This is a genomic window from Variovorax sp. 54, from assembly GCF_002754375.1.
In the GTDB taxonomy this organism is placed as follows: Bacteria; Pseudomonadota; Gammaproteobacteria; order Burkholderiales; family Burkholderiaceae_C; genus Variovorax.
On record NZ_PEFF01000001.1, the window covers coordinates 1,211,423 to 1,231,939 of the forward strand.

Sequence of the window (20,517 nt, forward strand, 5' to 3'; positions counted from 1 at the left end):
GGTGAGGGCCGAGGGCCAGCCCGCCCGCACGCCCTTTCCATCGCCCGCAACCCTCACCCCAGCCCTCCCCCGCAAGCGGGAGAGGGAGCAAGAGGAGCAAGAACACCATGAGCGCACCTGACTCCGTCCGCATCGGCATCGTCTCCATCAGCGACCGCGCCTCCAGCGGCACCTACGAAGACGAGGGCCTGCCCGCGCTCAAGGAGTGGCTGGGCCGGGCGCTGAAGAACCCGCTCGAATTCGAAGCCCGCCTGATCCCCGACGAGACCGCGCGCATCAGCGCCACGCTCATCGAGCTGGTCGACGCCGGCTGCTCGCTCGTGCTCACCACCGGCGGCACCGGCCCCGCGCTGCGCGACGTGACGCCCGAGGCCACGCTGGCCGTGGCCCACAAGGAAATGCCCGGCTTCGGCGAGCAGATGCGCCAGATCAGCCTGCGCTTCGTGCCGACCGCCATCCTCTCGCGGCAAGTGGCGGTCATCCGCGACCAGAGCCTCATCATCAACCTGCCGGGCCAGCCCAAGTCGATCGCCGAGACGCTCGAAGGGCTGAAGGACGCCGACGGCACGCAGCTTGTGCCCGGCATCTTTGCCGCCGTGCCCTACTGCATCGACCTCATCGGTGGTCCGTACCTCGAGACCGACGACACGGTCTGCAAGGCCTTCCGGCCCAAGTCGGCGATCCGCGCGCCGCGCTGAGTCGCCTCGATGTTCGCCGCCGGTTCTCGCGCGGCGGAAACCACAGAAGCCCCCTGAGTCGCTGACGCGCGACGGCGCGTTCGCGCGCGCGCCCGAGCGCGCCGAAAGCAGGCCCTGGTCTTCTTTGTGCCGTGGCCGATGGCTTTGTTTGCGCTTTCGAGGTCGGACTATTCCTTCGCGCCTGCCTTTCAGATTCGTCCGATGGCCCCCTTCCGCCGTGCTTCCTAGAGTGCCCGATCCCCCAGGCTGCCAGAACGAACCGTGCGCATCCGCACACCGATCCGGCGCCGGTTTCCATTCAGAGCACAGAGATCACCTACATGGCATCCGAGAAGACGAACGTCGTTGTCGACAACACAAACACCGGCCACGCAGCGAGTGCAGGCGCAGGGGCGTTCGCGGCGCAGCCCCCTGTGATCGGCGGTGCCTTCGACAACGCGGGCGACATCCAGGGCAACCTCGCAGCCGGCGGCATCACCGACGACCGCCAGCCCGACTTCCACGGCCAGGGCACGCCCGGCGACACCATCGTCCTCAAGGACAACGGCGTCGAGATCGGCAAGACCCTCGTGCGCGCCGATGGCCGATGGTCCTTCACCCCGTCGGTCGACCTGGACGAGGGCCACCACGCCATCACCGTCGTCGCACGCGATGCGGTCGGTAACGAAAGCCAGCCCTCGGCCCCGTTCAACTTCGAGATCGACGTCACCCCGCCAGACGCCAGCCAGCTGGCCATCACCGGCGTCATGGACACCGCGGGCAGCATCACCGGCAACGTGATTGCAGGCGCCACGACCGACGACGCGCGTCCGCTGATCAGCGGCACCAGTTCCGGCGTGCCCGGCCACACCGTCATCGTGATGGTCAAAGACGCCACGGGCGAGCGCGAACTCGGCCATGCCGTCATCGGCGAGAACGGCCACTGGACACTGCAGGTCGACACGCCGCTGGCCGCGGGCCTGAACACGTTCCGGGTCTTCGAGCAGGACGTGGCAGGCAACGAGACCGCACTGACCGCACCGTACCGCGTGACCATCGACACCGACAGGCCGACGCCTCCCGTCATCGAGCGCGTGTTCGACGACGTGGGCGTGCCGCACATGCTGCAGCAGGGCGAGATGACCAACGACGCCAGGCCGACCCTCTCGGGCACAGCCCAGGCCAACCACACCGTCAAGCTCTACGACGGCGCCACCTACCTGGGCCAGACCGTGGCCGATGCCAACGGCCAGTGGGAGTTCACGCCTGCAACGGCGCTGTCCGAAGGCCCGCGCGACATCACCGCCACGGCCACCAGCCCGCTGGGCCAGACCAGCGACCCCGGCAACCTCTGGAACTTCGTGGTGGACACCGTGGCGCCCGTGGCGCCGACCATCGTGTCGGTGGCCGACGACGTGGGCACGGCCGACGGCAAGGTGCAGATGCTGGTCAACGGTGCCAACGGCGAAGTCGATCTGCTCGGCGGCAACGACGGCTGGACCCAGGGCAACGCAGCCACGGTGGGGGGTGTGACGTACAGCGTCTACACCAACCTCGCCGGCACGGCCGAGCTGCTGGTCGAAGACAAGGTCCACGTGACGATCATGTAAGTCGCACAGAAGGCGCTACAGCAGCGCCACAGCGCCCCCTGAATGACGCGACAGTCGCCCCGTGCGGCTCTCGCGTTTTTCTTTTTCTTCTTCCTTGTGCAGCGATGGGTGGCTTTGTTCACGTTTTCAGCGCCGACTTATTCCTTCACGCTTAGCTTTCGGACTCGTCCGATGGCCTCGCACAGCGGTTCTTCCTAGAGTGCTCTATCCCCCAAGCCGTTAGATCGCAAAGCATGCATTTGCACGTCGATCCGGCATTACTTTTTTCCATTCAGAGCACAGAAATTTCATGGCATCCGAGAAGACCCGCGTCATTGCCGACGACCAGACCATCGACCCCGCAGCGAGCGCCAGCGCGCAGACCTTTGCAGCACTGCCCCCCGTGATCGGCGGCGCCGTCGACAACGCCGGCGACATCCAGAACCCCCTCGCCTCCGGCGGCGTCACCGACGACCGCCAGCCCGGCTTCCACGGCCAGGGCACGCCGGGCGACACCATCGTCATCAAGGACAACGGCGTCGAGATCGGCAAGGTCGACGTGGAGGCCAACGGCACGTGGACCTTCACCCCGTCCGTCGACATGACGGAAGGCAGCCATGCTGTCACCGTCGTCGCACGCGACACGAGCGGCAACGAAAGTCAGCCCTCGGCTGCATTCAATTTCGAGATCGACGTCACCCCGCCGGACGCCAGCCAGCTGACCGTCACCGGCGTCACCGACACCGTGGGCGGCATCACCGGCAATGTGATCTCGGGCGCCACCACCGACGACGCGCGTCCGCTGCTCAGCGGCATCAGCACCGGCACGCCCGGCCACACCGTCACCGTGCTGGTCAAGGACGCCAGCGGCGTGCGGGAACTGGGCCAGGCCGTCATCGGCGAAGACGGCCACTGGACCTTCCAGGTCGAAGCGCCGCTGGCCTCGGGCCTGAACACGCTCATGCTCGTCGAGCGGGATACAGCGGGCAACGAAACCGCACCGACCGGACGCTACCAAGTGAACGTCGCCACCGACAAGCCGACCGCCCCCGTCATCGAGAGCGTGTTCGACGACGTGGGTTCCAGGCAAAGCGAGCTGTACAGCGGCGACTTCACCGACGACACCAAGCCTGTCGTCACGGGAAAGGCCGAGGCGGGCAGCACCGTGATCGTTTATGACAACGGCGTGGAAGTCGACCGCGTGCAGGCCAACGCCTCGGGCGACTGGACGTACACGCCGGCTGCGGCACTGGTCGACGGTGGGCACAGCATCAGCGCGGTGGCGATGAACAAGGCGGGCACGGCCAGCGTGCCGTCGGCTTCGTTCGGGTTCACGGTGGATACGGAGGCACCGGCGGCGCCTACCATCGCGTCGGTGTACGACGATCAGGGTACCGTGACCGGCAACCTGACGCAGGGCCAGGTCACCGACGACGCCAAGCCGGCGATCAACGGCTTGGCCGAAGCGAACAGCACCGTCGTCATCTATGACGGCGTCACCGAAATCGGCCGTGTGAAGGCCACGGCCTCGGGCGACTGGAGCTTCACACCGGCTACGGTGTTGGTCAACGGCAATCACAGCATCAGTGCAAAGGCTATTGATGCGGCGGGCAACATGAGCCCGCCGTCCGCGAATTTTGATTTCAGCGTGGCTGTGCTTACGACGTTGACTGAGGATTTTGAAACTGATGCGACCCAGTTGATGCCGAATATCGGAGATACAGCCGATTCAGGCGTCTTCACGTTGACTCAGTTGGGGAAGCCTACCAAATATAGCAGTGCGGTGAACGGAATTGGACCTGGATACTTAATTTCTGCTGGAGTCGATCCCACTAAGGCTTGGGGAATCAGCGGTGCCCCTGTTAGAGCGACGCTGAATAACGGAGTTCAGGCTTCGGAAATCACGCTTGAATTGAAAAATAGTCAGGCCGCGCAAAAGATTGAATTTTTTGACAAATCTGGAAATCTTCTTTTTAATCAAACTTTTACTGCTGATTTTCTAGGGCAAGATTTCACATTCAAGATGCCTGGTGGTGTTCTTTTTTCTTCCTTTGTTATTACGCCTGGCCTGAGTGGTGGTCAGCCAGACTACATCGAGATCGACAATATTTCCATGAAGGCGGTCATTCCTGGCATTTCGCAATTTTCGGTCGCCTCGGCATTGATCGAACAATCCGAACCGCAACCTTTGGTGAGCCCGGCGGGGCTCGCACATTCGGGCCACGAGAGCGGCGTGCTCGATCACTCGACGCAGGTCCACGCCGAGAGCGACGAAACGCTCATCGCCAAGCTCGGCTTTGCGGATCGACTGAGCGGCGGCGCAGGCAACGACACCATCTCCAACGTCGGTACGGCCGACGTGGTGCATGGCGGCGCGGGCGACGACACGGTTCGCGTCAACAGCGGCGACTTCGAACGCGTCGACGGCGGCCTGGGCATCGACACGCTGGTCATGGACGGCAAGGCGATGAACATCGACCTGTCGGCCTTCGGCCTGAAGATCCAGGGCTTCGAGAAGTTCGACCTGGGTGCCGGCGGCAACAAGCTGTCCCTGCATGCGAGCGACGTGCTGGCCGGCGGTGTGCGCGACATGGTCACGGTCGACGGAAAGGTGCAGATGCTGGTCAACGGCACCAACGGCGACGTCGATCTGCTCGGCGGCAACGACGGCTGGACCCAGGGCAACGCAGCCACGGTGGGCGGCGTGACGTACAGCGTCTACACCAACCTCGCAGGCACCGCTGAGCTGCTGGTCGAGGACAAGGTCCACGTGACCATCCTCTAAGCCTGCAGACAGGCCACACGGCGCCACATCAGCGCCGCCCTCAACGCGACAGCTGCCCCGTGCAGCTGTCGCGTTTTTCGTGGTGCTTGCCTTCGCGTCAGGCCGTCGTCGCAGGCCCGAAGCCGTGGCTCGCGCCTGCCTGCTCGCAAGGCACCCGCTCCATCTGCACGGTCGAATGGCGGATGTTGAAGTTCTCGGCGAGCATCGCACGCAGTCGCAGCATCAACGGCACCAGATCGTCCACGTCGGGGGTGCACACCACATGCACGCTCAGGCTGATCTTTCCGCTGGACAGCGCCCACACATGCAGGTCGTGCAGGTTGGCCACGCCCTCCTCTGCCTGCAGCGCACGCTCGACCACCGGCAGGTCGATCTCGTCGGGCACGCCTTCGAGCAGCACGTTGAGGCTCTCGCGCAGCAGGCGCCAGGTGCGCGGCAGCACCCACAGGCCGATGGCGACGGCGATCACCGAATCGACCCAGGCCCAGCCGGTGAAGCGGATGACGAGCGCGCCGACGATCACGCCGACGGAGCCGAGCATGTCGGCCCACACCTCCAGGTACGCGCCCTTCACGTTGAGGCTCTCGTCCTTGCCGCCGGCCAGCAGGCGCATGCCGATGAGGTTGACCACCAGGCCGCCGATGGCCACGAGCAGCATCATGGTCGACTGGATCTCGGCCGGCTGCGAGATGCGCCGGTACGCCTCGTAGAGCACGTAGATCGCCACGAAGAACAGCAGCACCGCATTGACCACGGCCGCCAGAATTTCGAAGCGGTAGTAGCCGAAGGTGCGGCGCTTGTCCGCCGGCCGCTTGCCCAGCCAGATGGCCGCCAGCGAGATGGCCAGCGCCACGGTGTCGGTGGCCATGTGGGCCGCGTCGGACAGCAGCGCGAGGCTGCCCGACACCAGCCCGCCGATCACCTCGGCGACGAGGTAGGTCGAGGTCAGCAGCAGCGCCCAGCGCAGCGCCTTCTCGTTACCACCTACCGCATGTGAATGCTCATGGGCCATGGGAACCTCGCAGTGCAGGATCGAGCGGTGCGCCGTGTTGCTGCTCGGCATTGGCTTCCTGCACCTCGTCTTCGTCGCGCCGGTGCGCGATGCGGTACAGCAGCGGCAACACCAGCAGCGTCAGCGCGGTCGACGACAGGATACCGCCGATGACCACGGTGGCCAGCGGGCGCTGCACTTCGGCGCCCGTGCCGGTGGCGATGGCCATGGGCACGAAGCCCAACGACGCCACCAGCGCGGTCATGAGCACCGGGCGCAGCCGCGTGAGCGCGCCTTCGCGAATGGCCTCGTCCAGCGGCAGGCCGCCTTCGCGCAGGTTGCGGATGAACGAGATCATCACCAGCCCGTTGAGCACGGCCACGCCCGACAGCGCAATGAAGCCCACGGCCGCCGAGATCGACAGCGGAATGCCGCGCATCCACAGCGCCACGATGCCGCCCGTGAGCGCAAACGGAATGCCGGTGAACACCAGCAGGCCGTCCTTCAGGTTGCCGAACATCGCGAACAGCAGCGTGAACACCAGCAGCAGCGACACGGGCACCACCACCTGCAGCCGCTGCGTGGCCGAAGCCAGGTTCTCGTACTGGCCGCCCCACACGGTCCAGTAGCCCGGCGGAATGCGCACGGCGCGCATGGCCTCCTCGGCCTCGGCCACGAAGGAGCCGAGGTCGCGCCCGCGCACGTTGGCGCTGACGACGATGCGGCGCTTGCCGTCTTCGCGGCTGACCTGGTTGGGGCCGGGTGCGAGGTCGAGCGTGGCCACTTCGCCCAGCGGGATGAAGCTGGTGCGCAGGGCCTCGCCGCCCGCGCCCCCCGCGCCCTTCGGCAGTGCGATCGGCAGGCGGCGGATGGCTTCGAGGTCGGTGCGCAGGGTCTCGGGCAGCCGCACGAGGATGTCGAAGCGGCGGTCGCCGTCGAACAGCGTGCCGGCCTCGCGCCCGCCCACGGCGGTCGAAATGGCGTCTTGCACATCGCCCACGTTGAGGCCGTAGCGTGCGGTCTTCTGGCGATCGATGTTCACGGTGAGCATCGGCAGGCCGGTGGTCTGCTCCACCTTCACCTCGGCGGCGCCGGGCACCTTGCCCAGCGCCGCCGACACCTGCGCGGCCGTCTGGTTGAGCACGTCCATGTCGTCGCCGAAGATCTTCACGGCCACGTCGCTGCGCACGCCCGAGATCAGCTCGTTGAAGCGCAGCTGGATGGGCTGCGAGAACTCGTAGTTGTTGCCCGGCAGCTTCTCGACCTCTTCCTGCACGGCGGCCAGCAGTTCGTCGCGCGTGCGCTTGGGCTTGGGCCACTCGCTCTCGGGCTTGAGCATGATGTAGCCGTCGGAGATGTTCGGCGGCATCGGGTCGGACGCGATCTCGGCCGTGCCGGTGCGCGCGAACACCCGTTCGATCTCGGGGAATTTGTCTTTCAGCGTGCGCTCGAGTTGCTTCTGCATCTCGACCGACTGCGTGAGGCTGGTGCCCGGAATGCGCAGCGCCTGGATGGCAAAGTCGCCCTCGCTCAGGCTGGGCACGAACTCGGTGCCCAGGCGCGTGGCCAGCAGGCCCGACAGCACCACGGCCACGGCAGCCACGGTGATGACCAGCGGCTTGGCATTCATCACGCGCGCCAGCAGCGGCTCGTAGCCGCGCTTGGCCCACACCATCAGGCGGTTTTCCTTCTCGCTGACCTTGTTGCCGATGAACAGCGCCACGGCGGCAGGGATGAAGGTGATCGACAGAATCATCGCGCCCAACAGCGCAATCACCACGGTGAACGCCATCGGGTGGAACAGCTTGCCCTCGACGCCCGTGAGCGCAAAGATCGGCAGGTACACGATCATGATGATCAGCTGGCCGAACAGCAGCGGCCGGCGCGCCTCCTGCGAGGCCGCGAACACTTCGTGGAAACGCTCGCTGCGCGTGAGCGGCCTGCCGTGCTTGGCCTGCGCATGCGCGAGGCGCCGCACGCAGTTCTCGACGATCACCACGGCGCCGTCGATGATGATGCCGAAGTCGAGCGCGCCCAGGCTCATGAGGTTGGCGCTGACCTTCTGGTTCACCATGCCGGTGAAGGTGAAGAGCATCGACAGCGGAATCACCGTCGCGGTGATGATGGCCGCGCGGATGTTCCCCAGAAACAGGAACAGGATCGCCACCACCAGCACCGCGCCCTCGAAGAGGTTCTTCTTCACGGTGGCGATGGCCTTGTCGACCAGCACGGTGCGGTCGTACACCGTCACGGCCTTCACGCCCGCGGGCAGCGTGCGGTTGATCTCCTGCATCTTCTTGTCGACCGCCTGCGAGACGGTGCGGCTGTTCTCGCCGATGAGCATGAACACCGTGCCCAGCACGACCTCGCGGCCGTTGTCGGTGGCGGCGCCGGTGCGCAGCTCCTGGCCGATGCCGACCTCGGCCACGTCGGACACGCGCAGCGGAATGCCGCCGGCGTTGCCCAAAATCACGTTGCCGATGTCTTCCACCGACTTCACCTGCCCCGGCGCACGAATGAGGTACTGCTCGCCGCGCTTCTCGATGTAGCCCGCGCCCACGTTGGCGTTGTTGCGCTCCAGCGCGGTGACCAGGTCGGTCATCGTGAGGCCGTGCGCCAGCAGCTTCGCGGGGTCGGGTGCGATCTGGAACTCCTTGGCGTAACCGCCGATGGAGTTGATCTCGGTCACGCCCGGCACGTTGCGCAGCTGCGGCTTGATGATCCAGTCTTGAATCTCACGCAGGTCGGTCGGCGTGTAGGGCTTGCCGTCGGCTTTCTTCGCGCCCTCTTCCGTCTCGACGGTCCACAGGTAGATCTCGCCCAGGCCGGTGGAGATGGGCCCGATCACCGGCGACACGCCGGGCGGCATGCTCTCGCGCGCCGACTGGATGCGCTCGTTCACGAGCTGCCGCGCAAAGTAGATGTCGGTGCCGTCCTTGAAGATCACCGTCACTTGCGACAGGCCGTAGCGCGACAGCGAGCGCGTCTGCTGCAGGCCCGGCAGGCCGGCCATGACGGTCTCGATGGGGTACGTGACGCGCTGCTCGGCTTCGAGCGGCGAGTAGCCGGGCGCGGAGGTGTTGATCTGCACCTGCACGTTGGTGATGTCGGGCACGGCGTCGATCGGCAGCTTCTGGTAGCTGAAGACGCCGAGCGCTGCCATGCCGAGCACGGCCAGCAAAATGAGCCAGCGCTGCTCGATGGAGAAGCGAATGATGCGTTCAAACATGGGGCGGCGTCCTCAGTGGGTGTGCGTGGCAGAGCTCTTGCCCTGCTGCGACTTCACGACGAAGCTGCCGCTGGCCGCATAGGCCGCGCCGGGCTTCAGGCCGCCCACGATCTCGATGCGCTGGCCGTCGCTGCGGCCGGTCTTCACGTGCTGCGGCACAAAGCCGCCGGGCACGCGCAGGAACACGGTGGGCTGGTCGTCCACGGTCTGCACCGCTTCGGCCGACACGGTGACGGGCGCATCGGCCTCCGACGCCACCAGCTCCACGTTCACGAACAGGCCCGGGCGCCAGGTGCGCTGCGGGTTGGTGAGCGTGACGCGCGCGGTGGCGGTGCGCGTCTGCGCGCCCAGCAGCGCGCCCACGTACGACACGGTGCCGCGCGCGGCCTGCTCGAAGGAACCGGCGCGGATGGTCACGGCCTCGCCGACGCGCACGAGGTTCAGGCTGCTCGCGGGCACGCTGATCTCGGCCCACACGGTCGACAAGTCGGAAATGGTGAACACGTTGACCGCCTCGCCCACCGATTCGCCGAGCGAGATGTGCTTCTCGACCACCATGCCGTCGAAAGGTGCGCGCAGCTCGTAGCGGCCCAGCGCCGACGAGCCCGGCGTGGCGCCCAGTGCCAGCAGCTTCTGGTTGGCGTTGGCCACGGCGATCTGCGCCTCCTGCATGGCCTGCTCGGCCTGCAGGTAGTCCTGCTGCGGGGAGATCTTTTCTTCCCACAGTTTTTTCTCGCGGTCGTGCGTGGTGCGCGCCAACGCCAGCCGGCGCTGTGCCGTCTGCAACTCGCTGCGCTGCTCCGAGAGCGCAGGGCTGGAGATCACGGCCAGCACCTGGCCGCGCTTCACTTCCTGGCCCAGGTTGGCCGACACGCTGTCGACCACGCCCGCCACGCGCGGCACCACGTGCGCCGTGCGGTCTTCGTTGAACTTGATCTCGCCGGGCAGCTGCAGCGACGTCTTGATGCGCGCCGGGCCGACGCTGTCGATCGCGATGCCAGCCGACTTGACCTGCTCGTCGGTGAAGGGGATCTTTTCTTCGTCTTCCTTGTGGGCGTTGGCGGCGGCTTTCTGCGGCTCTGCGGTGGCAGGGGCTTCCTTGGCGGGCTCCTTGCCGGCGTCCTTGCCCTCTTCCGCGTGGTGCTCCCTGTCGCCATGGCCTTCGTCGTGCGAATGGCCGTGGTCGTCTTCCTTGCCCTTGGCGTGGCCCTTGTCTTCTTCGTGGTGCTCGCCGTCGGCGTGGCCGGCGGACTCCGAGTGGCCGCCTGCTGCCTCGGGCTTGGACGGTGCGGTGCGCAGGATGAGCGCGCCGGCGATGAGACCGGCGAGCAGGACGGCGGCAATGGCGATCCACTGCTTGCGGCCGGAAGAAGTGGTGCGGTTGTGTTCTGTGGTCATGGTCGGAATTCGGTTCAGGGGGTGGCGTCAGCGCACGTTCTCGGAGGGGTCGTCGCCCTCGGTGCCCAGCAGGCGGGCGAGTTCGCCGGCCGCGCGGTGCGCGTCGGCCAGCGCGACGAGGTACTGGTTGCGCACCTGGAACAGCGTGCGCTGCGCGTCGAGCGCTTCGAGAAAGCTGAACTTGCCCAGCTCGAAGCCCTTGGTGGCGGCGCGGTAGGCCGTCTCGGCGCCGGGCAGTGCGTCGCGCTGCAGCGTCTCGGCGGTGGCTCGCGCGGAGCGCAGGCGCTCGCTGGCCTGCGCCACGTCGGCGCCCAGTTGCAGCTCGGCGGCGGCGAGCTCGTCGCGCGCCTTGTCTTCGCGGCTCAGCGCCTCGGTGATGTTGCCGCGGTTGGTGTCGAAGATCGGCAGCGGCACCGACAGGCCGACCACCACCTGGTTGCGCCGGCTGCTGCTCACGGCATCGCCCTCGCCTTCGGACGCCGGCACGCGCTTGACGCCGAGCGACACGGTCACGTCGGGAATGCGTTTGGCCTGCTCCAGGTCGCTCAGCGCGCGGCGGCGCTCGACCTCGAGCCGCGCCTGGCGCAGCACGGGCGCATCGGGCAGGCGGCGCGCCACCTCGGGCGCAGCGGCCTGGGTGGGCAGCTGGTCGACCGCGCCTTCCACCTGCGTGAAGCGCGGCGCCGGGTTGCCCCACAACGCGGCCAGCAGTTGGCGCGACGCGCGCAGCGTGCCTTCGGCCTGCAGCAGTTCGACGCGGATGCCGGCTTCGGCCACGCGCGCCTTGGTCTCTTCGAGCGGCGACACCTTGCCGGCCGCCACGCGGTTGGCCGCGGCGCGGGTGGCGATCTGCGCGAGCCCCACCGAGTCTTGCGCCAGCCGCAGGCGCTCCTGCGCGGTCAGCACATCGAAGAAGGCCGTGACGGCCGAGGCACGCAGCTCGGCGCGCCGCGCCGACAGCGCCGACGCCGCCTGGTCACGCGCACGCTCGGCCGCCGTGACGCGTGCGGCGCGCTTGCCGCCCAGCTCGATGGGCTGGCTCAACTGCAGCGTGGTCGTGCGGTTGTTGCGGCGCAGGTCTTCCAGCTGCGTGTCTAGCGTGGGGTTGGGCCAGGCGCCGGCCTGCACCACGGCACCGTCGGCGGCGGCCTGCTCGTGGCGCGCGGCCGACAGGCCCGGGTTGGCCTGCAGCGCCAGCGCGACGGCGGTGCGCAGCGTCAGCGGACCTTCGGGCTCCAGCGTGCGGGCAGGTGCCGAAAGGGAAGATGAAGGACCGGCTGTGGTCTGTGGTGCGGCCTGCTGCTGTGAAAAGGCCGGGGGTACCGCCAAGGCCAACACGGCCAGCGGCACGAAAAGCGTGCGCATCGAATTCTCCTGGGTTGCAAAACAACGGACGGACGAATTCGGCGAAAAGCGCTCAGCGGATCGGTGGGATCAGAAAAAAGAAAAGGTGCTGTGCTCTCGCCGAATCAGGCGGCGAGCAACCAGTCGGGGCGCACCGGCACTTCGGCGATGTGCGAGGCGAAGCGTTCGGTGGAAACGGCGCGCAGCGCCTGCGAGGCGACGGGCGCGTCGGCCGGCAGCGCGGCGGCGGTGTCCGCATGCTGGGCCTGCCCGAAGTGGGCGACGATGCAATGGCCGACCGCCGCATTGGGCTGGCGGGTGCTGTCTTTCTTGGCGCCGTCGCCCGCGTGGGTGCGGTCGGTGCCATGCGGCTCGCTGTCGTGGTGACCCCAGTGGCCGCGCCCCGTATCGCCTTCGTGCAGGCAATAGGCTGCCGACACCGCCCAGCTGTACTGGAAAGGCAGGAGAAACAGCAGGAAAATGAGGAGCCAACGGCGCATGGGTGACAAAAGTATATCGACGGCACGTGATGCGCCGAGCGACAAAAGCCCTGCGAACCGAGGGCCCGGCCCACTGTATGACAGCGTGTCGGCGCTTTGTCCTTCAATAGGATTACTAAATCGTAACCAGCGACCCGAGAGGCTTTGGGTACGATCCGTACCATGCGAATTCTTGTCATCGAAGACGAACCCAAACTGGGCGACTACCTCAAAAAAGGGCTGGAGGAGAACGGCTACGTCGTCGACATTGCCCGCGATGGCATCGAAGGCCGCTACCTCGCCACCGAAGGCGAATACGCGCTGGTGCTGCTCGACGTGATGCTGCCCGGCATCGACGGCTTTGCCGTGCTGCAGGCCATTCGCCGCACGAAGAACGTGCCCGTGCTGGTGCTCACCGCCCGCGACAAGGTCGAAGACCGCGTGCAGGGCCTGCAGCAAGGCGCCGACGACTACCTGGTGAAGCCCTTCTCTTTCTCGGAGCTGCTGGCGCGCGTGCAGGCGCTGCTGCGGCGCGGCAAGACGCAAGAGCCCACGGTGCTGCGCCTGGCCGACCTGGAGCTCGACCTGGTCAGCCGCAAGTGCGTGCGCAACCGCACGCGGCTGGACCTCACGGCCAAGGAGTTCACGCTGCTCGTGGTGCTGCTGCGCCGGCGCGGGCAGATTTTGTCGCGCTCCACGCTCGCCGAGCAGGTGTGGGACATGAACTTCGACAGCGACACCAACGTGGTCGAGGTGGCCATTCGCCGCCTGCGCAGCAAGATCGACGATCCCTTCGACGTGAAGCTGCTGCACACGGTGCGCGGCATGGGTTACGTGCTCGAGGATCGCTCCTGGGCATGAGCCCGAAGCCGCATTCGATCCAGAGCCGGCTCTCGTTCTGGTTCGCCGCGCAGACGCTGTTCGGCCTGAGCATCGTCTGCCTGGCGATCTACTTCGTCACGGCCTGGAGCTTCGGCGCCAAGCAGCGCGACGCGCTCGACCAGAAGACGGTGCTCGTCGAGCACCTGCTCAAGGAGGCCGAGAAAGGCGGCGACCTGGTCTTTCTGCGGCACAAGCTCAACGACTTCTTCTCGATGCAGGACGACGTGACGCTGACGATCGCGAACGCGGGTCACGAACTCTTCCAGTCCGTGCCCCCGCCGCAGGGCCGCTGGCTGCGCCGCACCATCGTCGTGCCCTGGCAGAACGGCGACTTCCACACCAACCTGTCGGTGCAGGTCGGCGTGAACATCGCGCAAGACACGCGGCTGCTTGAACGGCTCGCGTGGACGCTGCTGGGCGCGGTGGTGCTCGGCACGGCGCTGGTGTCGCTCACCGGCACGTGGCTGGTGCGGCGCGGGCTGCGGCCCTTGAAGGTGCTGGCCGAACGCACCGCGGCCATCACACCCGACCACGTCCACCAGCCCATCGACCCCGGCGCCTTCGCGGAAGAGCTGCGGCCCTGGATCACGCAGTTCAACGCGCTGCTCGCACGCGTGCAGCGCGCCTATGTGCAGCTGGAGTCGTTCAACGCCGACGTGGCGCACGAGCTGCGCACGCCGCTGGCCAACCTGCTGGGTTCCACCGAGGTCGCGCTGACGCGCCCGCGCAGCAATGAAGAGCTGCAAAGCGTGCTGGCCTCCAACCTCGAGGAGATGGGGCGACTGTCGGGCATCGTGACCGACATGCTGTTTCTGTCGAAGGCCGACCGCGGCACCTCGGCGCGCTCGAAGGCGTCCGTGAATCTGGCGGACCAGGCGCGCGACGTGATCGACTTCTACGACGCCATGCTCGACGAGGCCGGCCTGCGCGCCGAAGTGCACGGCGAGGCCGTGGCCGAGGCGGATGCGGGGCTGATCCGTCGCGCCCTGTTCAACCTGCTCGGCAACGCGATCCGTTTTGCCGAACCGGCCTCGGCGGTGCGCATCGAGATCACGGCCGGGCCTGGGGACCAACACAACACCATCGCCGTGGTCAACCGCGGCGCGGCCATCGACCCCGAGGCGCTGCCGCGCCTGTTCGAGCGCTTCTACCGTGCAGCCCAGGCGCGCGAAAGCTCCACGCGCCACCACGGGCTGGGGCTGTCGATCGTCGAGGCGATCGCGCGCATGCACGGTGGCGAGGTGTTCGCGTCGAGCCAGAACGGGCAGACGCGCATCGGGTTCAGCGTGCGCCGCAACGGCTGAGAGCAGCGCCGAGGCTCAGGACTCGGCGTGCGCCGTCTCGGCGGGCCGGGTCTTGCGGCCGATGCACAGCGTCATCAGCGGCCCGGTCATCGCGGTGGTGGCAAGCGCCATCACCAGCAGCATGGTGAACAGCTCGGGGCCGATCAGGCCGACGTCGAGGCCGATCTTCATGACGATGAGTTCCATCAGCCCGCGCGCGTTCATGAGCGAGCCAGTGGCCAGGCTGTCGCGCCAGCTGTAGCCCGCGATGCGCGCGCCCGCCGCACCGCCCGCGATCTTGCCCACGGTGGCCACGCCCACGATCAGCAGCATCGCGCCCAGGCTCGCGCCCGAGAACGCGTTGGCCGTGGTGCCCAGCCCCGCGAGCGCGAAGAACAGCGGCATCAGCACGACGATGGAAATGGGTTCGATGCGCTCGCTCAGCGAGCGCAGCAGGCGGTCGTCGCGCGGCAGGCAGGCACCGAACAGGAAGGCGCCGAACACCGCGTGCAGGTGCAGCCATTCGGTCAGCAGCGCGCACAACAAGAGGCCGATCATGAGCGAGGCCATCAGCGTGGTCGACGGCTCGCCGTCGGGCGCCTTCACGCGCAGCAGCCACGCAAAGGCCGGCTTCAGGCCGAAGAACAGGAAGGCCAGCAGCACCACCACGCCGACCGAGGTCTTGAGCAGGCCGGCGTAGCCCTCGCCCGCGCCGATGGTCGCGACCACGAAGGCCAGCAGGATCCACGCGAACACATCGACCACCGCCGCCGCGCTCAGCGAGAGCTGGCCGAAGGGCGTGCGCGTCATGCCGCGGTCTTTCAGGATGCGCGCCATCACCGGAAACGCTGTGATCGACAGCGCCGCCGCCATGAACAGCGCAAAGGGCCAGAAGCCCACGCCGGCCGGTGCGAGCGTGGGATGCAGCATCGGCGAGATGGCGATGCCCAGCACCACCGGCACCGCCACGCTCAGCACACCCACCGCACCGGCCGCCTTGAGCTGCGCGCGCATGTTGCGCGTGGCCCGCAGCTCCAGCCCGACCACGAACATGAACAGCACGAGCCCCACCGTCGCCAGCGACGACAGCCCCTGCAGCGACTCCTTGGCGAACAGCTGCACGTGCAGCGATGGAAAGAGCAAGCCCATGACCGCCGGCCCGAGCATCAGCCCCGCGGCCATCTCGCCCACCACGCTCGGCTGCCCCACATGGCGCAGCACCCAGCCGCACAGGCGCGCGGTGGTGAGGATGACGACGAGTTGCAGCAGGAGGGTGGTGACGGACATGGGCAGGGGCGCGGAGCGGGCGAAAAGGACGGCCGATGTTAGTGCCACCGCCGCCCTGCCCCGCAGGCCCTCATGCCTCGCGCAGATTCACTCCTTGGGCATCCGCATCAACCGCAGCCCATTCGCCACCACCAGCAAGCTCGCCCCCATGTCGGCAAACACCGCCATCCACATGGTCGCGCTACCGAACACAGCGAGCACGAAGAACACGCCCTTGATGCCGAGTGCGAGGGTGATGTTCTGCCACAGCACCGCATGCGCGCGGCGCGACAGGCGGATGGTCTCGGGGATGCGGCGCAGGTCGTCGTTCATGATGACCACGTCGGCCGCTTCCATGGCGGTGTCGGTGCCTGCGCCGCCCATGGCGAAGCCGATGTCGGCCTTGGCCAGTGCCGGGGCGTCGTTGATGCCGTCGCCGGTCATCGCGACGGCGCCGTAGCGCTGCTGCATGGCCTGGATGGCGTCGAGCTTTTCTTCGGGCAGCAGGTTGCCGCGCACATCGTCGATGCCGGCATGCGCGCCGATGGTCTTCGCAGTGGCGGTGTTGTCGCCGGTGAGCATGACGGGCGTCACGCCCAGCGCGCGCAGCTCGGCCACGGCCGCTTGCGAGGAGGGCTTGATGGTGTCGGCCACTGCGAACAGCGCGAGCACCGAGGTCGTCGACGCGAGCAACGTCACGGTGCGGCCCGCCTCCTCGTGCCGCTTGAGTTCGGCTTCGAGTTCCGGCGTGCACAGGCCGCGCTCTTCGATCAGCCGGTGGTTGCCCAGCACGTAGCTCTGGCCCGCATGCGTGGCCTGCACGCCGCGTCCGGGCAGCGCGGTGAAGTCGCCGACTTCTTCGACCGACCCACCCAGGCCTTGGGCAATGGCCTTCGACACCGGGTGGTCGGAACGGCCGGCGATGTTGGCGGCCAGTGCGTACACCGCACCTTCATCGCCCGCTGCCTTGTCGATCAGCACCGACTCGACCAGCTTGGGCTTGCCTTCGGTGATGGTGCCGGTCTTGTCGAGCGCCACGGCCTTGAGCTTGCGTGCCTCCTCGAGGTAGGTGCCGCCCTTGATGAGAATGCCGCGGCGCGCGGCCGAGGCCAGCGCGCTCACGACCGTCACGGGCGTGGAGATGACCAGCGCGCACGGGCAGGCGATGACCAGCAGCACCAGCGCCTTGTAGATGGCCTGCATCCAGGTCCAGTCCATGAACAGTGGCGTGAGCACCGCGATGGCCAGTGCCAGCACGAAGACGGTGGGCGTGTAGATGGCGGCGAACTTGTCGACGAAGCGCTGCGTGGGCGCGCGCGAACCCTGCGCCTCTTCGACCGCGTGGATGATGCGCGCGAGCGTGGTGTTGGCCGCCACGGCCGTCACGCGGAACACCAGCGCGCCGGTCTGGTTGATGGTGCCGGCAAACACCGCGTCGCCCGCGGCCTTGTCGACCGGAATGCTCTCGCCTGTGACCGGGGCCTGGTCGATGGCGCTGGTGCCTTCGAGCACCACGCCGTCCAGCGGCACGCGCTCGCCGGGGCGGATGCGCGCAACGGCATCGAGCGCCACCGCATCGGCGCGCACGGTCTGCCAGCTGCCGTCGGGCTGCCGCACCTCGGCCTGTTCGGGCGCGAGAGCCAGCAGGCTCTGGATGGCATTGCGCGCGCGGTCGACGGCGCGGGCCTCGATGAGTTCGGCAATGGCGTACAACGCCATCACCATCGCGGCCTCGGGCCACTGGCCGATGATGAAGGCGCCCGTGACGGCCACGGCCATCAGCGCATTGATGTTGAGGCGCCCGCGCACCAACGCGGCGAAGCCCTTCTTGTAGGTGTCGAGGCCGGCCAGCGCGATGGCGCCCAGCGCGAGCCCCATCTCGGCCACCTGGAAGCCCAGGCCGTCGAGCGCGAGGAAAGAAATGGTCTCGGCCGCGATGGCCAGCACCAGCGCGGCCACGAGGCGCGCGAGGCCGGTCGACATGCCGGCGAAGCGCGCGGGCTCCACCTTCTGTGCGCCCGTGGTGGCCACCGGCTCGGGCTTGAAGCCGGCCTGGCGGATGGCTTCGAGCGCGGCGGGCAGCGCGCCGTCTTCGGTCGTGAGGGCCAGCGTGCGTTCGCCCAAACGGAAGCGCAGGCCCTTCACGCCCGCGACGGGCTCGAGGGCGCGGCGGATCTCGGACTCTTCCACGGCGCAGTCCATGGTGGGGATGCGAAACAGCACCGCGCCCTTCGGCAGGTCGGCGGGCTCGGTCGACTCCGGGGTGCTCCCGCACACGGGACTGCCGCAGCAGGCTGTTTCCGGTGCTGCGGGGGCATGGGCATGCGCGTGGTCGTGTGCATGGTCGTGCCCATGATGGTCATGGCCGTGGTCATGCGGCGCAGCACGCGGCACCGGCGGTTTCAGGGTGTTCTGATTCGTCATGCATTCATTGGAAACCCTGAAGCAGGTGTAGAGTCAACCGTTGATTGCCACTTCCTTGAGATGCCGCATCATGAAAATCGGTGACCTGGCCAAGGCCACGAACACGCCGGTCGAAACCATCCGGTACTACGAGCGCGAGCAGCTGCTGCCCGCGCCCGCGCGCACCGACGGCAACTACCGCATCTACGACGACGAGCACACCCAGCGGCTGGGCTTCATCCGCCGCTGCCGCTCGCTGGACATGACGCTCGACGAGATCCGCAGCCTGCTGAAATTCCGCGATGCGCCGCAGGACGACTGCGGCGAGGTGAACCAGCTGCTGGACGACCACATCGGCCACGTGGCCTCGCGCATCGCCGAGCTGAAGACGCTCGAAAAGCAGCTGAAAGCGCTGCGCCTGCAGTGCGGCGGCCCCGAATCGGCGAGCGCCTGCGGCATCCTGCAGGAACTGGACACCGCCGCGCTCGCGCCCGAGACCTTCGGCCAGCATGCGGGGCACGTGCACGGCACGCTGCACGCGCCGGCCAAGCGGGCCGGTTGATCCGCTCTTATTTGCCGATCAGCTGCGTGAGCTTGTCGGCCTCGAACGACTCGCCGCGCGCCGCGTCGCCCGGCACGCAATCCTTCGTGCCCGGCTGCGCCGACAGCTTCTCGATGGCCTGCCACAGCAGTGCAATCTGGTGCTCCTGGCTCGACGCGTTGTCGATCAGGCCGCGCATGGCCTGGCTCAGCGGGTCGTCGTCCTGCGTGATGCCGTAGGCCGAGAACTTCTGCGGCGCGGACACGTCGGCGCTCTCGCCCTCTTTCGACGGGATGATGCGCGCCGGAATGCCCACCGCGGTCGCCCCGGCCGGCACGGGCTTGATGACCACCGCGTTGCTGCCGATCTTGGCGCCGTCGCCGACGACGAAGCCGCCCAGCACCTTGGCGCCCGCGCTCACCACCACGTTTTTGCCCAAGGTCGGGTGGCGCTTGGTGCCCTTGTAGAGCGAGGTGCCGCCCAGCGTCACGCCTTGGTAGATGGTGCAGCCGTCGCCGATTTCGGCGGTTTCGCCGACCACCACGCCCATGGCATGGTCGAAGAACACGCGTTCGCCGATCTTGGCGGCCGGGTGGATCTCGATGCCCGTGAGCCAGCGCGCGCAGTGCGCGATGAAGCGGGCCGGCCACTTGAAACCGTGGGTCCAACAGGCGTGCGCCCAGCGGTGCAGCACCACGGCATGGAAGCCGGGATAGACCGTGATCACTTCCCAGGCGCTGCGGGCGGCCGGGTCGCGTTCGAGGATGCACCGGATGTCGGCGCGCAGGCGAGAGAACATCGCTGCCTTTGTTGTCGTTATATCGATAGGGGCCGGGCAGTCTAAAGCCGGGCGTCTTCGCTTACATGCGATGGGGTTTTGCGGCGGTTCAGCTGCCGCGCGGCGGCCGGGTCGCGTCGCTCATGGCCTTGGCGATGCCGCGCAGGATGTGGATTTCCTCGGGCGTGGGCTGCGCGCGGTTGAACAGCTGCTGCAACCGCGGCATGAGCTTCTTGGGCGCCGCCGGGTCGAGAAAGCCGATGTCGACCAGCGAGCGCTCCCAGTGGTCGAGCATGCCGGCCACGGCCTGCGCGTCGGCCGCCTGCACCGGGGCGATGGCCTCGCGCACGCCGTAGCCGCCCAGCGCCAGGCGCCATTCGTAGGCCACCACCTGGATGGCCGCGCCCAGATTGAGCGAGCCAAATTTCGGATCGGTGGGAATGGTCAGCGCCACGTTGCAGCGGTAGACGTCCTCGTTGCGCATGCCGAAACGCTCGGAACCGAACAAGAAGGCCACGTGCTGGTCGCCCTGCTTGCCCAGCGGCTCCAGGTGCTCGCGCGGCGTGCGCGTGGGCGGGCCGAAGTCGCGCGGGATCATGGCCGTGGCGCACAGGTGGGTCACGCCGTCGAGGGCTTGATCGAGCGTCTCGACGATGCGGGCGTTGTTCAGCACGTCCAGGGCGCCACTGGCGCGCTGGATGGTTTCCTCGCGCCGCAGCACGTTGGCCCAGCGGGGCGTCACCAGCACCAGGTCGTCGAAACCCATGGTTTTCATGGCGCGGGCGGCAGCGCCCACATTGCCGGCGTGACTGGTCTGGATGAGGATGAAACGGGTGCGCATGACGGGTGGGGAAGACACAAACGGGCTGAGC

15 protein-coding genes are annotated in these 20,517 nt (G+C 67.6%); 6 read left to right on the forward strand and 9 right to left on the reverse strand.

Annotation, left to right across the window (positions count from 1 at the left end; genetic code table 11):
* Positions 1-107 precede the first annotated feature (107 nt).
* The 3 genes from mog (at position 108) to CLU95_RS05380 (ending at position 5,051) form a co-directional block, all read left to right on the forward strand.
* Positions 108-698, forward strand: coding sequence for a molybdopterin adenylyltransferase (gene mog, locus CLU95_RS05370; RefSeq protein WP_099791110.1), 591 nt, complete (start codon positions 108-110; stop codon positions 696-698).
* A 320-nt stretch (positions 699-1,018) separates the two neighbouring features.
* On the forward strand, positions 1,019-2,287 hold the full coding sequence (locus tag CLU95_RS05375) for an Ig-like domain-containing protein (RefSeq protein WP_143605963.1): 1,269 nt from the start codon (positions 1,019-1,021) through the stop codon (positions 2,285-2,287).
* 289 nt (positions 2,288-2,576) lie between these two features.
* Complete coding sequence (locus tag CLU95_RS05380; protein ID WP_099791114.1) at positions 2,577-5,051, forward strand: Ig-like domain-containing protein; 2,475 nt, start codon at positions 2,577-2,579, stop codon at positions 5,049-5,051.
* A gap of 97 nt (positions 5,052-5,148) precedes the next feature.
* On the opposite strand, the gene CLU95_RS05385 is transcribed toward CLU95_RS05380, so the two are convergent.
* The 5 genes from CLU95_RS05385 to CLU95_RS05405 form a co-directional block, all read right to left on the reverse strand.
* On the reverse strand, positions 5,149-6,063 hold the full coding sequence (locus CLU95_RS05385) for a cation diffusion facilitator family transporter (RefSeq protein WP_099797127.1): 915 nt from the start codon (positions 6,061-6,063) through the stop codon (positions 5,149-5,151).
* The gene (locus CLU95_RS05390; protein ID WP_099791116.1) at positions 6,053-9,271 is read right to left on the reverse strand and encodes a CusA/CzcA family heavy metal efflux RND transporter; all 3,219 of its coding nucleotides are present in this window, start codon (positions 9,269-9,271) and stop codon (positions 6,053-6,055) included. Before CLU95_RS05390 ends, CLU95_RS05385 begins: the two co-directional genes overlap by 11 nt.
* Before the next feature lie 12 nt (positions 9,272-9,283).
* Positions 9,284-10,669, reverse strand: coding sequence for an efflux RND transporter periplasmic adaptor subunit (locus CLU95_RS05395; RefSeq protein WP_099791118.1), 1,386 nt, complete (start codon positions 10,667-10,669; stop codon positions 9,284-9,286).
* A gap of 27 nt (positions 10,670-10,696) precedes the next feature.
* Positions 10,697-12,034 (reverse strand): TolC family protein, encoded by a 1,338-nt coding sequence (locus CLU95_RS05400; RefSeq protein ID WP_099791120.1) that lies wholly within the window; start codon positions 12,032-12,034, stop codon positions 10,697-10,699.
* Positions 12,035-12,138: 104 nt separating this feature from the next.
* Positions 12,139-12,513: a hypothetical protein gene (locus tag CLU95_RS05405; protein ID WP_099791122.1), complete on the reverse strand. Its 375-nt coding sequence runs from the start codon at positions 12,511-12,513 to the stop codon at positions 12,139-12,141.
* Positions 12,514-12,675: 162 nt separating this feature from the next.
* On the opposite strand from CLU95_RS05405, the gene CLU95_RS05410 reads away from it, so the two are divergent.
* Together CLU95_RS05410 and CLU95_RS05415 are read left to right on the forward strand one after the other, a co-directional pair.
* On the forward strand, positions 12,676-13,353 hold the full coding sequence (locus CLU95_RS05410) for a heavy metal response regulator transcription factor (RefSeq protein WP_099791124.1): 678 nt from the start codon (positions 12,676-12,678) through the stop codon (positions 13,351-13,353).
* Entirely contained in the window at positions 13,350-14,678 is a 1,329-nt protein-coding gene (locus CLU95_RS05415) for a heavy metal sensor histidine kinase (protein WP_099791126.1), read from the forward strand. The genes CLU95_RS05410 and CLU95_RS05415 overlap by 4 nt, the downstream gene beginning before the upstream one ends.
* Before the next feature lie 15 nt (positions 14,679-14,693).
* Here the strand turns inward: CLU95_RS05415 and CLU95_RS05420 are convergent, their stop codons facing one another.
* Positions 14,694-15,944 (reverse strand): cation:proton antiporter, encoded by a 1,251-nt coding sequence (locus tag CLU95_RS05420; RefSeq protein WP_099791128.1) that lies wholly within the window; start codon positions 15,942-15,944, stop codon positions 14,694-14,696.
* 87 nt (positions 15,945-16,031) lie between these two features.
* Positions 16,032-18,347, reverse strand: coding sequence for a heavy metal translocating P-type ATPase (locus CLU95_RS05425; protein WP_099791130.1), 2,316 nt, complete (start codon positions 18,345-18,347; stop codon positions 16,032-16,034).
* Between the two features lie 70 nt (positions 18,348-18,417).
* On the opposite strand from CLU95_RS05425, the gene cadR reads away from it, so the two are divergent.
* On the forward strand, positions 18,418-18,888 hold the full coding sequence (gene cadR, locus CLU95_RS05430; RefSeq protein WP_099791132.1) for a Cd(II)/Pb(II)-responsive transcriptional regulator: 471 nt from the start codon (positions 18,418-18,420) through the stop codon (positions 18,886-18,888).
* 7 nt (positions 18,889-18,895) lie between these two features.
* On the opposite strand, the gene cysE is transcribed toward cadR, so the two are convergent.
* Complete coding sequence (cysE, locus tag CLU95_RS05435) at positions 18,896-19,687, reverse strand: serine O-acetyltransferase (protein ID WP_257214793.1); 792 nt, start codon at positions 19,685-19,687, stop codon at positions 18,896-18,898.
* A 67-nt stretch (positions 19,688-19,754) separates the two neighbouring features.
* Positions 19,755-20,486, reverse strand: a complete 732-nt coding sequence (locus tag CLU95_RS05440) for an RNA methyltransferase (RefSeq protein ID WP_099791137.1) — start codon at positions 20,484-20,486, stop codon at positions 19,755-19,757.
* Between the last annotated feature and the right edge of the window lie 31 nt (positions 20,487-20,517).

Coding starts and splice junctions, on each gene's coding strand:
- CLU95_RS05375 (WP_143605963.1), top strand. CDS start 1,019: ATGGCATCCGAGAAGACGAACGTCGTTGTCGACAACACAAACACCGGC.
- CLU95_RS05415 (WP_099791126.1), top strand. CDS start 13,350: ATGAGCCCGAAGCCGCATTCGATCCAGAGCCGGCTCTCGTTCTGGTTC.
- CLU95_RS05440 (WP_099791137.1), bottom strand. CDS start 20,486: ATGCGCACCCGTTTCATCCTCATCCAGACCAGTCACGCCGGCAATGTG.
- CLU95_RS05385 (WP_099797127.1), bottom strand. CDS start 6,063: ATGGCCCATGAGCATTCACATGCGGTAGGTGGTAACGAGAAGGCGCTG.
- CLU95_RS05400 (WP_099791120.1), bottom strand. CDS start 12,034: ATGCGCACGCTTTTCGTGCCGCTGGCCGTGTTGGCCTTGGCGGTACCC.
- cadR (WP_099791132.1), top strand. CDS start 18,418: ATGAAAATCGGTGACCTGGCCAAGGCCACGAACACGCCGGTCGAAACC.
- mog (WP_099791110.1), top strand. CDS start 108: ATGAGCGCACCTGACTCCGTCCGCATCGGCATCGTCTCCATCAGCGAC.
- CLU95_RS05410 (WP_099791124.1), top strand. CDS start 12,676: ATGCGAATTCTTGTCATCGAAGACGAACCCAAACTGGGCGACTACCTC.
- CLU95_RS05390 (WP_099791116.1), bottom strand. CDS start 9,271: ATGTTTGAACGCATCATTCGCTTCTCCATCGAGCAGCGCTGGCTCATT.
- CLU95_RS05425 (WP_099791130.1), bottom strand. CDS start 18,347: ATGACGAATCAGAACACCCTGAAACCGCCGGTGCCGCGTGCTGCGCCG.
- CLU95_RS05380 (WP_099791114.1), top strand. CDS start 2,577: ATGGCATCCGAGAAGACCCGCGTCATTGCCGACGACCAGACCATCGAC.
- CLU95_RS05420 (WP_099791128.1), bottom strand. CDS start 15,944: ATGTCCGTCACCACCCTCCTGCTGCAACTCGTCGTCATCCTCACCACC.
- CLU95_RS05395 (WP_099791118.1), bottom strand. CDS start 10,669: ATGACCACAGAACACAACCGCACCACTTCTTCCGGCCGCAAGCAGTGG.
- CLU95_RS05405 (WP_099791122.1), bottom strand. CDS start 12,513: ATGCGCCGTTGGCTCCTCATTTTCCTGCTGTTTCTCCTGCCTTTCCAG.